This window comes from Bacillus cereus group sp. MG1 (assembly GCF_040460035.1).
Lineage (GTDB): Bacteria > Bacillota > Bacilli > Bacillales > Bacillaceae_G > Bacillus_A > Bacillus_A cereus.
This window is the reverse complement of the sequence record NZ_JARVGY010000001.1, coordinates 2,932,328-2,946,622: the sequence shown is the minus strand read 5'-3', so window position 1 is coordinate 2,946,622 and position 14,295 is coordinate 2,932,328. Positions and strand designations below refer to the sequence as shown.

The window sequence follows — 14,295 nt, the reverse complement described above, 5'->3', positions numbered from 1 at the left end:
AAAAAGGATGATATGCAGTCATCCTTTTTCTATCACATTACATATTGCAATAGAAATGGAATGATGATTATGCGAAAGATTGGACTTATAACCGCGTTATTTATACTTCTATTTAGTTCTTTTACCGGTTGTGATCATAGCCCATTAGATAAAAAGGTAAAGAAAGAAGAAACAAAACGAACAGAAAAAGAAAAGGGTCCAAAATTAACAAAGATGAGTACAGAATCCTTTAATCAATCTATATCGCAAGGAGCTAAGAAAAAGGCCCTCGCTATGGATGAAATTATAAAAAGCGCAGCAGTGAATTCAAATTTAGATCTCTACATAGCGGTTATACCTGAGCATCATGAAAGGTTTGGATTAAAACCTTTGCGCAAGAAACTTCAAAAGCAACTAAGTGATGAATATCCTACTTTCGATGTTCGTGTTAGTACAGATAAAAAAATCTTTATGTTACTCGAAAAGCTTGCAAACAAAATTAAGAAAAAAGAAGTATCTAAAGATGAGATCAAAAAACAGTTAAAGCTAATCGGATCAGAAATGGAATCTAACACTTAACGCTTTCGAATAGAAAAGGAAGGATTGCAATGTCAAGTAAAGATAAAAACTTAACCCCTGTACAACAGGAATACAAAAAATTTGAGCAAGAACGCGAACCGAAACGCCCTGTTCTAAAAAATTGTTTAAAGGCCTTTTTCGTTGGTGGTTTTATCTGCCTAATCGGGCAACTGATATCAACTTTTTATATTACGTATTTCGATTTTACCGAACGCTCAGCAGGAAATCCAACAGTCGCAACTCTCATTTTTATCTCAATGTTGCTAACCGGATTCGGTGTATACGATCGTCTCGGTCAGTTTGCAGGCGCTGGAACAGCTGTACCTGTCACTGGATTTGGTAACTCTGTTATCTCCGCGTGTATTGAACACCGAACGGAAGGTTTTGTACTCGGTGTCGGCGGTAATATGTTTAAACTAGCTGGTTCTGTTATTTTATTTGGTGTATTTTCCGCTTTCGTCATCGCACTTATTAAAACTATTCTCGTTCAATGGGGAGGGCTATAAATGTTACAAGGACACCGAACGTGGGTATTTGAAAACAAACCAGTCATTATTTCAACAGGGGTTGTCGGTGGACCATTTGAAGCAAAGGGGAACATCCCAGAAGACTTCGATATCCTTCATGAAGATTTATGGCTCGGACAAGATTCCTATGAAAAAGCACATAAAATTTTATTCGAAGAGGCTTGTAGTCGCGCTACTGAAAAAGCAGAACTTCGTAAAGATGATATTCAGTTCGTACTCGCAGGAGATTTAATTAATCAAATTACCCCTACAAGCTTTGCTTGCCGCACACTGGGCACTCCTTATCTCGGATTATTCGGGGCTTGTTCTACTTCTATGGAAGGTTTAGCACTTGGGGCAAGTATCGTAAATGCAAAAGGTGCAAAATATTTATTAACTGGAGCTTCAAGCCATAATACAGCTGTAGAAAAACAGTTCCGCTACCCTACCGAATACGGTGGACAAAAGCCGCCTACTGCACAGTGGACAGTAACCGGAGCAGGAGCCGCTATATTAAGCGATACTGGACACGGTCCAAGAGTAACCTCTGCAACAATCGGCCGAGTGGTTGATATGGGATTAACGGATCCGTTTAATATGGGAGGCGCAATGGCTCCAGCTGCAGTTGATACAATTGAAGCCCATTTACGTGAACGTCAAATTGATGCCTCTTACTACGATTTAATCGTAACAGGCGATCTCGGACATGTAGGACGCGAAATTGCTTATGACTTACTACATAAACACGGAACGAAAGTAACGAGCGAACAATTTCAAGATTGCGGAATTATCATTTATAGAGAAGGACAACCTGTCATAGCTGGTGCTAGCGGACCTGGATGTTCTGCAACAGTCGTGTACGGTCATTTATTAAACCGAATGAAAAGAGGAGAGTTCAAAAAAATACTTGTCGTTGCGACAGGCGCTTTACTATCTCCACTTACATTCCAACAAGAAGAAACGATTCCGTGTATCGCTCACGCCGTTTCGATTGAATTTGGAGGTGCAACGCAATGATTTTTTTCTGGGCTTTCGTCATTGGCGGACTCATATGTGTAATCGGCCAACTTATGTTTGATGTCGGCAAACTAACACCTGCTCATACAATGGCAACACTCGTTGTTGCTGGAGCTATATTAGATGGATTTAATTTGTATGAGCCATTAATTGATTTCGCTGGAGCCGGGGCAACTGTACCTATTACAAGCTTTGGTAATGCCCTCGTTCATGGCGCAATGGAAGAAGCTGCAAAACATGGCATCGTTGGCGTTATTACCGGCATGTTTAAAGTAACGAGCGCCGGTGTATCAGCGGCTATTATTTTCGGCTTCATTGGAGCATTGTTATTCAAACCGAAAGGATAAGAGGTGTTTATATGACTGTTATCGCTAGCGTAAAAACTTGCCTTGCTAGTGTAAGGGGCGCTCAAGCAAGTTTAAGCTCCCTTTCATTAAATTCACAAGACGAAGAATCAAAACGCGTATTTCATGAATGTATGTTAGAAATGGACAGCGTCATCGCTGATTTAAAGGATAGAATTTCAGTATTAGAACGTGAAGAACCTCAATATAAAGGGTTTTAAGTAGACTGGAGGAAACGACTATGTCTCACCTGCCGGAATGGACACTTGTCATTCTTCGCTCTGTATTCATATTAATTATTTTATTCGCTATTACGAAATGGTTAGGGAAAAGACAAATCTCTCAGCTTTCCTTTTTTGAATACATAGCCGGAATGACGATTGGTGACATCGCTGCCCAAGTATCTACAGGGCTCGATTCAAAATTTTTTCACGGCGTCTTTGCGATACTCATTTTCGCTGTGGTACCTTTTTTAACAGGAATCCTCTCTTTAAAGAACAAAACAGCTCGGGACTTCTTTGAAGGGAAATCTACCGTATTAATAAAAGACGGAAAGATACTCGAAGATAACTTAAAGAAAGAAAAATATACGAGTGACGAATTACTGGAACTTCTCCGTGGAAAAAGTGCGTTCAGCGTAGCTGAAGTCGAATTTGCTGTCTTAGAACCGAGCGGAGAATTAAATGTATTATTAAAGAAAGATTCCCAGCCACTTACAGCAAAAGACATCGGTTTAAAAGTACCAAACGAGAAAGAACCACAAACTGTTATTATGGATGGAAATGTACTAGATGAACCTCTTTCAGCAAGCGGACATAACCGCGCTTGGCTACATTCAGAATTAGAAAAACTCGGTGTTGTTATTGAAAATGTCTTCCTCGGTCAAGTGGATTCATACGGACAACTTACTATCGACATTTACAATGACAAACTCCAAATGCCTTCTCCTCAAAACAAACCTTTATTATTAGCATCTTTAAAAAAATGTCATGCTGATCTTGAACTATTTTCCTTAGAAACAAAGTCGAAATCAGCAAGTGAAATGTATAGTAAAAACGCGAAACAAATCGAAAAGATTTTAAATAAAGTAACCTATCTTTTAAAAGACTAATTATCGAAAGAACGCTTCAGTTAAAAGGCGTTCTTTTCTTTTTTCTCCAGTTTTCATAACGTTTAAATTTATGTAATTCGGTTATGATGTTGAAGATACATAAGCAGGGAATTTCGAAAACATAGCGAATATTTCATGGTACAACTACATATTTTTTTGATTTAAAGTGGTTTCGTTTGACCTTTATTGACCATAATTGTATTATAAGACTAAGAAAGCTTTATAAGGAGGAAATAACAGATGAATTTAATTCCTACAGTAATTGAACAAACAAATCGTGGAGAACGCGCTTACGATATTTACTCTCGACTATTAAAAGACCGCATCATTATGCTTGGTAGTGCAATTGATGACAACGTAGCTAACTCAATCGTTTCCCAGCTTTTATTCTTGGAATCTCAAGATCCAGAAAAAGATATTCACATCTACATCAACAGCCCTGGTGGTTCTATCACAGCAGGTATGGCAATCTATGATACAATGCAGTTTATTAAACCACAAGTATCAACAATCTGTATCGGTATGGCAGCATCTATGGGTGCATTCTTACTTGCAGCAGGTGAAAAAGGAAAACGTTATGCACTTCCAAACAGTGAAGTAATGATTCACCAACCACTTGGCGGAGCACAAGGTCAAGCGACTGAAATCGAAATCGCTGCAAAACGTATCCTATTCTTACGTGAAAAACTAAACCAAATTCTTGCTGACCGCACTGGTCAACCACTTGAAGTACTACAACGCGACACAGACCGCGACAACTTCATGACAGCAGAAAAAGCTTTAGAATACGGTTTAATCGATAAAATCTTTACAAATCGTTAATAACTAAAAGCGAAAGCGGCTCGTTTAGAATCGCAGGTCGCTGGAGCTGGATACAACTAAAAGTGGAAGCGCCCTATAATTGGGCGCTTCTTTTATATATTGTTCCCCGCTCACATACCCCATCCAGTATCTCTCTAAATATATCAGCGATTTTTCAAATATATCGACCGCAACTCCGATTATATCGGCGATTATTTTAATATATCGACGTTTCGACATAACTTATCGACTTACCGACAATTCTCGACAAGCACGTACCCCTTAAATACCCCTCCTCGCTAATTCGCACAGACAACAAAAAAGCTATCGCATATACGCGATAGCTTTTTATTGTACATATGCAGCTAATGCTTCTAAAGCCTCTTCTGCATCTGAACCTTCTGTTGTAATTGTTATCATGCTTCCAGTTCCAATTGCTAAGCTCATAATCCCCATTATGCTCTTTGCATTTACTGTCTTTCCATCTTTCTCGATGAAGATATCTGCATGAAAGCGATTTGCCTCTTGTACAAACAACGCAGCCGGACGTGCTTGTAAACCGTTTTTTAATGAAACTTGAACTCTTTTTTGAACCACAGCTCCATTTCCCCTTTAACCTCTTATTTTTTTGCTACCGTTTCCCCCGCGCGTAATTTCTCTGCAATTTCATCGATTTTACGCAAACGATGATTAATACCCGACTTACTAATCTTCCCCCCGGATACCATCTCACCTAACTCTTTCAATGTTACATCTTGATAATCTCTTCGTAATTGTGCAATCTCTTGTAGTTTATCCGGCAATATATCAAGACCAACTGTCTCATCAATGTAGCGTATATTTTCAATCTGCCTTAGTGCTGCACCAATTGTTTTATTTAAATTAGCTGTTTCGCAGTTCACTAAACGATTTACAGAATTACGCATATCACGTACGATTCGAATATCTTCAAATCTTAAAAGTGCATTATGAGCACCTATAATATTTAAAAACTCTGTAATTTTTTCTGCTTCTTTCAAATACGTAATGTACCCTTTTCTTCTCTCCAGCGTCTTACTATTTAAATCAAATCCGTTCATCAGTTCACATATAGCATCATTATGTTCCTTATATAACGAAAAGATTTCTAAATGATAAGATGATGTTTCTGGGTTATTTACTGAACCACCTGCTAAAAATGCTCCGCGTAAATACGATCGTTTACAACACTTCTTCTCAATCAATTCTTGTGATATATTTCGAATAAATGAAAAGTCATCTCGAACAATATGAAGATCAGCTAATATTTCGCGAGACTTCTCAACAAGCCGCACAATATATACATTATTTTTCTTCAATCGCATTTTTTTACGAACAAGTAATTCTACCGTCACGTCATATCCTTTTTTCAAAAGCGTATAAATCCTTCTTGCAATTGCCGCATTTTCCGTTTGAATATCGATAGATAGACGACGGTTTGAAAAAGAAAGCGACCCGTTCATTCGAAGTAGCGCTGATAATTCTGCTTTCTCACAGCATTCCTTCATCTCAAGATTCGTCAACTCTTTCTTTGTTTCTGATGCAAATGACACAGTCAACACCTCCTTATACGATTATTGCGGAACAAAATTCTTGTCCTATATGAATGAGGAGCGCTACCTCAAACGAGGCAACGCATATTTATAACAATGAATATAAAATCGAAGCTAACTTTAACGTATCATGCCTTACAACATGATCATCATACTTCGCTAATCCCTCTTGAATAACATCAATATTATTTTCAACAAAACGTTCTTCATCCACTACAACTGGTGTAGACATTTCTTCATCATATAACTTACGTAATTCACAAGGAATCTCACGGTTATTTACAATTGCAGTATTGATAAATGGTTGCCCTAAATGATCGTGTAACGCCTGCACATGATCAAAAGCAGTATATCCCATCGTTTCACCCGCTTGTGTCATAACGTTACATACATATACCTTCTTCGCCTTTGCAGCAAGAACTGCGTCTCCAATTTTGTTAACAACTAAATTGGGTAATATACTCGTATACAAACTTCCTGGGCCGAAAACAAGTAAATCAGCTCGTTTAATCTCAGCCAACGTTTCATGCAATGGCTCTACATCTTCTGGAGTTAAAAAGACGCGATTAATCTTCTTTCCGTAATAAGGAATCTTTGATTCACCTGTTACAATTTCTCCATCTTCAAGTTCCGCATGAAGTACCGCACTTTGATTCGCTGCTGGTAATACACGTCCTCTGACATTTAATACTTTACTTGTTTCCGTAATTGCATGGAAAAAGTCTCCTGTAATCGAGGTCATACCTGCCAATAATAGATTTCCTAACGCATGACCTTTCAGTCCGTCTCCTGTTGTGAAACGGTGCTGAAATAAAGCTTCCACCAGTGGCTCTACATCCGATAACGCAACAAGTACGTTACGGATGTCACCTGGAGGTGGAATTTCTAACTCATCACGTAATCGACCCGAACTGCCACCATCATCAGCGATTGTAACAACTGCTGTAATATCAACAGGATATTGCTTTAATCCTCTTAATAAAACTGAGAGTCCAGTTCCGCCTCCCATGATGACAATTTTAGGTTTTCTCTCTTTTTTCATCCCTTAATGGCCCTTTCTCTTCTCCACATCACGATGAGATACATGAACACTATACTCTGGTTTCAAATGTTTCCCAAGGTATTCTGTAAGCGTAACAGAACGATGCTGTCCACCTGTACATCCAATTGCAATTACAAGTTGACTTTTGCCTTCTCTTTTATAATGAGGCAGCATGAAAGTAATCAGATCCGTCAACTTCTCTAAAAACTTATGTGTCTCATTAAATTTCAGTACATACGAAGAAACTTCTTCATCTAGTCCTGTTAATGGCTTCATGTGTGGAATGTAATATGGATTTGGTAAAAAACGAACATCAAATACTAAATCTGCATCAATTGGAATACCGTACTTAAATCCAAATGACATAACATTTACACGAAATGCTTGCTCAGTTTCTGTTGAGAACAAGTGAACAATTTTTTCACGTAATTCTTTCGGTTTTAAATCCGATGTATCAAGCACAATATTCGCTCGTGCCTTCATATCTGTTAATAAATTGCGCTCTGCTTCGATTCCCTTTAACGGCAAACCAGTTGGTGCAAGTGGATGCGAACGTCTCGTTTCTTTATAACGAGTTACAAGCGTACTATCTTTCGCATCTAAAAATAAAATATGAGGAATAATCCATGTACGTTCTGATAAATCATCAAGTGCTCCCCATAAATGTTCGAAAAACTCTCGGCCACGTAAATCAATACCAAGTGCCACTTTATTCATTTTCCCTTTTGAATCCGCCATAAGCTCAATAAACTTTGGCAATAACATCGGTGGTAAATTATCTACACAAAAATATCCTAAATCTTCAAAACTTTGTAAAGCTACTGTTTTTCCAGCTCCAGACATCCCTGTAATAATTACCATTTTTATATCATTATTCTCTGTCATCGTATCCTCTCCTTGACGGTTTAACTCGGATCTAATCGATATGAAAGCAACTCAAAATCTGGGGTATATACAAATGTACCGTAGATTATGCCATTTCCTTTAATTAAATAATCAATAATGTGATAATCTCCTGGCGCCATTGCTAAATCATCAATTTTATCAAATGTATGCCAACCAATGATGCCTTCTTCGCTCTCTAGTTTGTTTTCTCCTGCAAAATCTGTCGCTAAAAAGGAGAACATCATCCATTCAGAAACAACTTTATCACCTTCTTGGATGACAAAGGTGAAGACCCCCTTTAACGCTGGGTTTTTCAAATAAATACCTGTTTCTTCGCGATATTCGCGAACAACGGAATCTCTTACAGTCTCACCACGCTCCATTTTCCCGCCTGGTGCAACCCACCAATTCCGGCGAGGTTTTTGGAGTAAGAGTACTTCATTATCTCTAATTAACACACAGTTTGTCACTCTTTGCATGTTTCTTCACCTCAGCTACTTGCAGTAAAATTCCTCACTGCATACTTCTTTCATTATACTATCAAAAACAGTTTGCTACAACGAAGGAGCCAGTCCTCTTTCGCTAAGCATATGCTACTCAGCAATTTTAAAAAAGCTTTCTATAACAAGCAATGTAAATGCTTAGACTTTTAATGAATAGCATGAAAAATCCCCTTAACGCTTTTTATCGCCAAGGGGATTAAAGTACTTATTTCTTACCGAAATAAGTAACAATCGCAAATCCTAAAATAAAGGTAATGATTGAACTTATAATTGAAAATCCACCAGTCGGAATCCCAGGGAATACAATTACAATCGAACCGATTACAAGTCCAATAATTGCCGCAAATGTCATACTTTTATAACGATCTAATAAAAAACTAATGCCTTTACTACTTACAACAAATCCAACCATAACACCAGCACCGATAACCACGATTAAAGGTAAGTTAAGTGTAGTTAAAGCGTTAATTGCTGTTGGATACACACCAATAATTAATAAAATAAACGATCCACTAATCCCAGGAAGCAGCATTGCCATACTAGCCATCCATCCTGCGAAAAATAAACCAATTGCATTTACAATTGTTAAAGTCGTAATTGGATCTGCTGCCTTATCTGGTTTAAAGAAAGCTGTAATCGCAACAAGAATTGCTGCAACTATTAATAAAACGATGTGCTTACCTTTAAACGACGACTTTGCATCAGCTTCCCTCATTAACATCGGTAATATACTAATAATTAAACCGAGGAAGAAAAATTGAGTCGGTTCATAATGATTTGCAAGTAAATATTTAATAACGTGACTTAACGTTAAAAATGCCGCTGCCACACCAGCTGCAAGGGGAATTAAAAATCCTAAATGTTTTTTCCATTCACGACTAAAGAATCCACTAATTGCCGCAAGCAATTGTTCATAAATCCCTAACACAACAGCGATTGTACCGCCGCTCACACCAGGAATTAAATCACTAACGCCCATACAAAATCCACGATATATATTACGCCATTCCATACTGAATAAATTCCTCATTTCTTATAGTGATTTTTTCCGTAAAGTCCAGTATATCAATAAGAAAGCTTATAATCCTTATATTTTTTGACAAAACTTTGACATTTTCACACAAAAAAAGAAGAAAGCTCCTGTCGGTAGCTTTCTTCTCACAAGGTATATTATCCCTTATTTTTCTGATACAGTTTTTAATTCCTCTAATAATTCTTCTACGTAATGTTGTGCACTTTGCGCTGCAATACTACCGTCACCTGTTGCAGTTACAATTTGACGAAGCATTTTTTCACGAACATCACCAGCTGCGAAAATACCAGGGATTTTCGTTTCCATACGCTCGTTCGTTTCAAGGTAACCATTTTCATTTGTAATACCTAGTTCAACAAATGGTTTTGATAAAGGTAACATACCGATGTATACAAATACGCCGTCAGTTTTGACTTCTTTCTCTTCTCCACTATTTACGTCCACAAGTGTTACACTTCCTACTTTACCACTTGCTTCGTTGATTTCTTTTATAGTGTGATTCCAAATGAAATCTACTTTTTCGTTTTGGAAAGCACGGTCTTGTAAAATTTTCTGTGCACGAAGCGTGTCACGACGGTGAACGATCGTTACTTTTGATGCGAAGCGTGTTAAGAACACACCCTCTTCAACAGCAGAATCTCCGCCACCAATTACGATAAGCTCTTTTCCTTTAAAGAATGCTCCGTCACATACTGCACAATATGATACACCGCGGCCGCCAAGTTCTGTTTCACCCGGTACACCAATTTTTTTATACTCTGCACCGCTTGCAACGATAATTGCACGTGCTTTATATTCTTTTTTACCAGCAATAATTGTTTTGTATTCTTTACCATCGATGACTTTTTTCACATCACCGTATGCATATTCAGCACCAAATTTCTTCGCATGCTCAAACATTTTATTTGATAAATCTGGTCCTAAAATAGACTCATAACCTGGGTAGTTTTCTACATCTTCCGTGTTTGCCATTTGGCCACCTGGAATACCTCGCTCAAGCATTAATGTGCTTAAATTTGCACGAGATGTATATACTGCAGCTGTCATACCAGCTGGTCCTGCACCAATAATAACGACATCATAAATTTTTTCTTCTGACACACTATTCACTCCTATCCATTCCTACACAATTAAGTTACCCTCATTATACTGTTAGCATCATTTTTTTCCCAATGATTTGCTTATCTTATGTGTGCGTACGCTTAACAGCTTGCACATACTTTCGGACAGTCGCTACAGATACATTATATACATCTCCAAGCTCCGACTGTGTCATTTTATTTCCTTGTTCGCCGCGTACAATGTATTCAATCGCAGCTGACCAGCCGTACACATTTGTAAATATGTCTCCAGATGTATATAAACGTATGAACGTACAAAACCAAAAGTGTAAACACTCTTCGATTAATTCATCATCTTTTTTCGTATAATTGTATAATGCATCCGCAATTCTCGCGCACTGCTCAAATTGCTGTAAATCAGCTGGAATACTCTTATGACTATTAAGTAAAAAGAAGTACTTTGCAAGTTGCGATACGATGGGAACACCGTTCTTCGCTTGCGTTATATCAAAGAAGAATCCAACCTTCTCCGGCGTTGACAATTCATTCATTAAATATAAAGCTAGCATTTGTTCTTCTAGCGTCGCACTTTGCTGAAATGATTTTCGTAATTCTTCAAATAACACATTTTGCCCTTCATCTGCTAAATTCAGCGCATTCCACGGTTCTTTTCCCTTTTTATCAGGATGTAATTCCACGACATATTGCCACATTTTTTCAGCTAGTTGCTGGTCTTTCACCATATACGCAGAATATGCAAACCAATAATAAAAACTAACGTCTCCCTCATATCCTTGACGCTTTAATAGTTTGAACCACTTATATGCATGCTCGAAATAACCAATTGTTGCGAGTGTAGTTCCCAGTTTCAAACGATGTTCAAATGAAATCGGATATACCGAAACTAGCTGTCCCGCTAATGCCTCTACTTGTTTATGCTCTCCAATTGAATATAGAAAAATAAGCGTATTACAAAGCGCATGTATATTGCCAGGATTTTTCTCTAAAATCATTTCTGTTAACTTCAGTGCTTTGTCTACATTACCAGATTGAAAATGTGCAATGGCTAAATTATTATGACCTGACCAAAATTCCGGATAATCTTTCGTAACAATTTCTAATGTAGCAATTGCTTCTTCCAATTGTCCATTACGAATATAGCGATTCGCTTCTTCCTGCATAACAATTAAATCATCTTCATCTTCAATCTCTTCCGCACCCATTGCTTCTTCTTCCATAATCTCAAGAAGTTCTAACGTATCTTCTACGAATTCCTTCTCTTTTGCAACTTCTAAATAACGATCTGCATATTTCTTCGCCTGTTGAAATAACCCCATATATGCATAATTATTTGCAATAAAATAATAGCACTGTTCAAGTTCTGGATTAGATCTAACTAACTTTAAGAAGATTTGATTCGATTCTTGATATTCACCAGCCTCAGATAATACTGATGCTAATTGACATAAAATAAACGGCTCCTTCTCACTTTGTGCCGCTCTTCGAAAATATTTAATTGCATCTTGCAATTTTTGTCCTTTGTAAGCTCTCATCCCTTTTTTATAAAAGAAGTCCGCTAATTGATTAAAAGAGATAACTTGTCCGTTCTCCTTATATATCCTTTGATTTTTCCCCATATATCCTCCAGTTTTTTGTTTTCTTCGTTCACACATTCTTCTATCTATAAGTATAAACGATTCCGTAAAAAACAAAACAGTATATTATACTCAATTATTTCCTTTTTATTCATAAAAAAAGAGGAGAAATGTTACATTTTCACCATGAACCTTCTCTTGCGGTCATTTGCTCTTTCGTATAAATAATACGCATTGGATTTCCACCTACGAAAGCACCGCTCGGTACATCTCTATGAACAAGTGTGCCAGCTGAGACAGTCGCACCGTCTCCAATGTTCACACCTGGTAATATTGTTACATTCGCTCCAATCATTACTTCATTTCCAATGACGATTTCGCCAAGTCGATATTCACGAATTAAATATTCATGTGCTAAAAGCGTTGTGTTATAGCCAATAATCGAATTCTCTCCCACAGTTATCTTTTCTGGGAACATAATATCCGGCATTACCATAAGCGCAAATGATGTTTTCTTTCCTACTTTCATCCGTAAAAAAGTGCGGTACAACCAATTTTTTACGGATAAAAATAGCGTGTAACGCGCAATTTGGATAATAATAAAGTTTTTCATTACCTTCCAAAAAGACACTGTTTTATACACATTCCATAACGAATTTTCTCCTGAAACAGGATAGCGCGTTGTCCGTCGCACTTAGCTCGCTCCTCTACTAACTTACTTGAACCTTTATGAACGGTTCATGTTAGACAAAATCGGTAGCAAATCACTCATTTTATCTAGCATAAAGTCCGGCTTGTAAGCCTCTAAATACGCTCTACCTTTCAACGTCCATGAAACCGCAGCTGTTTTCGTCCCCGCATTTTGACCACCGACAATATCATGATGATTATCCCCAACCATCAATGCCTCTTCTGGTTTTGCATCTAATAATTCAAGCGCTTTTTGAAGTGGCTCCGGATGTGGTTTCACATGCTCTACATCATCAATTGTCACGACAACATCAAAAAATTCATCAAGCTTTGACAACTGTAATCCCATCTCAACGGTTTGTCTCGCTTTCGTTGTAACAATACCAACTTTATAACCTTGCTTCTTCAACTCTCGAACTGTTTCATATACAGTTTCATATTCTTCTACTAATTCATCATGATGATCATGGTTAAATTTCCGATAGCTAGTAATCATCTCTTCAACCTTACTTTCATCAATCTTGCTGAAAGTATCATGCAAAGATGGACCGATAAATGGCAACACATCTTCACGCTTATATTGATTTGGATAATATGTATTTAAAGTATGTAAAAACGAAGAAATAATAAGTTCATTTGTATTAATTAAAGTTCCATCTAAATCAAATAACACGGTATTTATTCTCATCGCCTTAGTCCTTTCGCCTTCCTGAATATGAAAGAAGCAGCATCTTATAATAAGATGCTACTTGTCTCTAATTTTCTAAATATCTTTTATCAGCTTGCCCCATTTTTCGTCTCACAATAATGAAAATAATAGAAATAACAACAAGTCCAATTGACATTACTTGTGCAATACGAAGTGGTCCTAGCATTAAACTATCTGTACGTAAGCCTTCTACGAAGAAGCGTCCTACTGAATACCAAATTAAATATGTGAAGAATAACTCCCCGCGACGTAAATTCACTTTTCTTAATGCAAGTAGTAAAATTACGCCTGCAAAATTCCATAATGATTCATATAAAAACGTCGGATGATAGTACACACCCTCAATATACATTTGATTAATAATGAAATCCGGTAAATGAAGACCTTCTAAAAACTGTCTCGTTACTTCATCACCATGCGCCTCTTGGTTCATAAAGTTTCCCCATCGGCCAATTGCTTGTCCTAGTAAAATACTTGGTGCAGCAATATCAGCCAGCTTCCAGAAGGAAACCCCGCGTCGTTTCGCAAAAAGAACACCTGTAATAACAGCCCCGATTAAACCACCGTGAATCGCCAAACCACCTTGACGAATATTAATAATTTGACTCGGATTTTGTGCGTAATATTCCCATTCAAAAATAACATAGTACATTCTCGCAAAAAGAATAGCGATCGGTACTGCAATTAATACAAGGTCAACAAATGTATCTTTTGGAATACCTAGCCTTTCTCCCTCGCGAGTTGCCAGCCAAAGACCTAATAGTACACCTGTACCGATAATAATCCCGTACCAATACACAGGAAACGGCCCAAGTTGGATAGCTACACGGTCAAGCTGTGGTACAGAAGCTAACAGCATATGTATATGA

Annotated in this window: 18 protein-coding genes; 7 read left to right on the top strand and 11 right to left on the bottom strand. The window is 37.6% G+C overall.

Annotation, left to right across the window (positions count from 1 at the left end):
• The first annotated feature begins 69 nt into the window (after nt 1–69).
• The 7 genes from QCI79_RS15215 to clpP all read left to right on the top strand — a co-directional run bounded on the left by QCI79_RS15215 (nt 70) and on the right by clpP (nt 4,358).
• On the top strand, nt 70–558 hold the full coding sequence (locus tag QCI79_RS15215) for a YhcN/YlaJ family sporulation lipoprotein (RefSeq protein ID WP_001226064.1): 489 nt from the start codon (nt 70–72) through the stop codon (nt 556–558).
• A 29-nt stretch (nt 559–587) separates the two neighbouring features.
• Nucleotides 588–1,064, top strand: coding sequence for a stage V sporulation protein AC (spoVAC, locus tag QCI79_RS15210; protein WP_000095408.1), 477 nt, complete (start codon nt 588–590; stop codon nt 1,062–1,064).
• On the top strand, nt 1,065–2,081 hold the full coding sequence (spoVAD, locus tag QCI79_RS15205) for a stage V sporulation protein AD (RefSeq protein ID WP_000938972.1): 1,017 nt from the start codon (nt 1,065–1,067) through the stop codon (nt 2,079–2,081).
• A complete protein-coding gene (gene spoVAE / locus QCI79_RS15200; protein ID WP_000575919.1) occupies nt 2,078–2,428 on the top strand; it encodes a stage V sporulation protein AE in 351 nt (116 codons plus the stop codon). Before spoVAD ends, spoVAE begins: the two co-directional genes overlap by 4 nt.
• 11 nt (nt 2,429–2,439) lie before the next feature.
• A complete protein-coding gene (locus QCI79_RS15195) occupies nt 2,440–2,646 on the top strand; it encodes a DUF1657 domain-containing protein (RefSeq protein WP_000215909.1) in 207 nt (68 codons plus the stop codon).
• Between the two features lie 20 nt (nt 2,647–2,666).
• Entirely contained in the window at nt 2,667–3,536 is an 870-nt protein-coding gene (locus tag QCI79_RS15190; protein ID WP_000018924.1) for a DUF421 domain-containing protein, read from the top strand.
• A 240-nt stretch (nt 3,537–3,776) separates the two neighbouring features.
• On the top strand, nt 3,777–4,358 hold the full coding sequence (gene clpP, locus QCI79_RS15185) for an ATP-dependent Clp endopeptidase proteolytic subunit ClpP (protein ID WP_001049162.1): 582 nt from the start codon (nt 3,777–3,779) through the stop codon (nt 4,356–4,358).
• Between the two features lie 327 nt (nt 4,359–4,685).
• Here clpP and QCI79_RS15180 read toward each other — a convergent pair whose 3' ends face one another.
• From QCI79_RS15180 to lgt, 11 genes are all read right to left on the bottom strand, one after another.
• Complete coding sequence (locus QCI79_RS15180; RefSeq protein WP_000250307.1) at nt 4,686–4,934, bottom strand: HPr family phosphocarrier protein; 249 nt, start codon at nt 4,932–4,934, stop codon at nt 4,686–4,688.
• A gap of 23 nt (nt 4,935–4,957) precedes the next feature.
• The gene (whiA, locus tag QCI79_RS15175) at nt 4,958–5,908 is read right to left on the bottom strand and encodes a DNA-binding protein WhiA (protein ID WP_000006560.1); all 951 of its coding nucleotides are present in this window, start codon (nt 5,906–5,908) and stop codon (nt 4,958–4,960) included.
• Nucleotides 5,909–5,996: 88 nt separating this feature from the next.
• Nucleotides 5,997–6,950, bottom strand: coding sequence for a gluconeogenesis factor YvcK family protein (locus tag QCI79_RS15170; RefSeq protein WP_000712186.1), 954 nt, complete (start codon nt 6,948–6,950; stop codon nt 5,997–5,999).
• A gap of 3 nt (nt 6,951–6,953) precedes the next feature.
• Nucleotides 6,954–7,835 (bottom strand): RNase adapter RapZ, encoded by an 882-nt coding sequence (gene rapZ / locus QCI79_RS15165; protein WP_000138459.1) that lies wholly within the window; start codon nt 7,833–7,835, stop codon nt 6,954–6,956.
• 20 nt (nt 7,836–7,855) lie between these two features.
• The gene (locus QCI79_RS15160) at nt 7,856–8,314 is read right to left on the bottom strand and encodes an NUDIX hydrolase (RefSeq protein ID WP_001190080.1); all 459 of its coding nucleotides are present in this window, start codon (nt 8,312–8,314) and stop codon (nt 7,856–7,858) included.
• A 229-nt stretch (nt 8,315–8,543) separates the two neighbouring features.
• Complete coding sequence (locus tag QCI79_RS15155; RefSeq protein ID WP_000455200.1) at nt 8,544–9,350, bottom strand: DUF368 domain-containing protein; 807 nt, start codon at nt 9,348–9,350, stop codon at nt 8,544–8,546.
• Nucleotides 9,351–9,515: 165 nt separating this feature from the next.
• On the bottom strand, nt 9,516–10,472 hold the full coding sequence (trxB, locus tag QCI79_RS15150; RefSeq protein ID WP_001288079.1) for a thioredoxin-disulfide reductase: 957 nt from the start codon (nt 10,470–10,472) through the stop codon (nt 9,516–9,518).
• A gap of 85 nt (nt 10,473–10,557) precedes the next feature.
• Complete coding sequence (locus QCI79_RS15145) at nt 10,558–12,069, bottom strand: tetratricopeptide repeat protein (protein WP_000517720.1); 1,512 nt, start codon at nt 12,067–12,069, stop codon at nt 10,558–10,560.
• Nucleotides 12,070–12,208: 139 nt separating this feature from the next.
• Nucleotides 12,209–12,721, bottom strand: a complete 513-nt coding sequence (locus QCI79_RS15140) for an acyltransferase (protein WP_021727785.1) — start codon at nt 12,719–12,721, stop codon at nt 12,209–12,211.
• 33 nt (nt 12,722–12,754) lie between these two features.
• Nucleotides 12,755–13,405, bottom strand: coding sequence for a pyrophosphatase PpaX (gene ppaX, locus QCI79_RS15135; RefSeq protein WP_002097946.1), 651 nt, complete (start codon nt 13,403–13,405; stop codon nt 12,755–12,757).
• A 67-nt stretch (nt 13,406–13,472) separates the two neighbouring features.
• Entirely contained in the window at nt 13,473–14,285 is an 813-nt protein-coding gene (gene lgt / locus QCI79_RS15130; protein ID WP_000922850.1) for a prolipoprotein diacylglyceryl transferase, read from the bottom strand.
• Nucleotides 14,286–14,295: the final 10 nt, after the last annotated feature.

Coding starts and splice junctions, on each gene's coding strand:
- rapZ (WP_000138459.1), bottom strand. CDS start 7,835: ATGACAGAGAATAATGATATAAAAATGGTAATTATTACAGGGATGTCT.
- spoVAE (WP_000575919.1), top strand. CDS start 2,078: ATGATTTTTTTCTGGGCTTTCGTCATTGGCGGACTCATATGTGTAATC.
- QCI79_RS15195 (WP_000215909.1), top strand. CDS start 2,440: ATGACTGTTATCGCTAGCGTAAAAACTTGCCTTGCTAGTGTAAGGGGC.
- QCI79_RS15190 (WP_000018924.1), top strand. CDS start 2,667: ATGTCTCACCTGCCGGAATGGACACTTGTCATTCTTCGCTCTGTATTC.
- ppaX (WP_002097946.1), bottom strand. CDS start 13,405: ATGAGAATAAATACCGTGTTATTTGATTTAGATGGAACTTTAATTAAT.
- QCI79_RS15145 (WP_000517720.1), bottom strand. CDS start 12,069: ATGGGGAAAAATCAAAGGATATATAAGGAGAACGGACAAGTTATCTCT.
- clpP (WP_001049162.1), top strand. CDS start 3,777: ATGAATTTAATTCCTACAGTAATTGAACAAACAAATCGTGGAGAACGC.
- lgt (WP_000922850.1), bottom strand. CDS start 14,285: ATGCTGTTAGCTTCTGTACCACAGCTTGACCGTGTAGCTATCCAACTT.
- QCI79_RS15155 (WP_000455200.1), bottom strand. CDS start 9,350: ATGGAATGGCGTAATATATATCGTGGATTTTGTATGGGCGTTAGTGAT.
- spoVAC (WP_000095408.1), top strand. CDS start 588: ATGTCAAGTAAAGATAAAAACTTAACCCCTGTACAACAGGAATACAAA.
- QCI79_RS15160 (WP_001190080.1), bottom strand. CDS start 8,314: ATGCAAAGAGTGACAAACTGTGTGTTAATTAGAGATAATGAAGTACTC.
- QCI79_RS15215 (WP_001226064.1), top strand. CDS start 70: ATGCGAAAGATTGGACTTATAACCGCGTTATTTATACTTCTATTTAGT.
- spoVAD (WP_000938972.1), top strand. CDS start 1,065: ATGTTACAAGGACACCGAACGTGGGTATTTGAAAACAAACCAGTCATT.
- QCI79_RS15170 (WP_000712186.1), bottom strand. CDS start 6,950: ATGAAAAAAGAGAGAAAACCTAAAATTGTCATCATGGGAGGCGGAACT.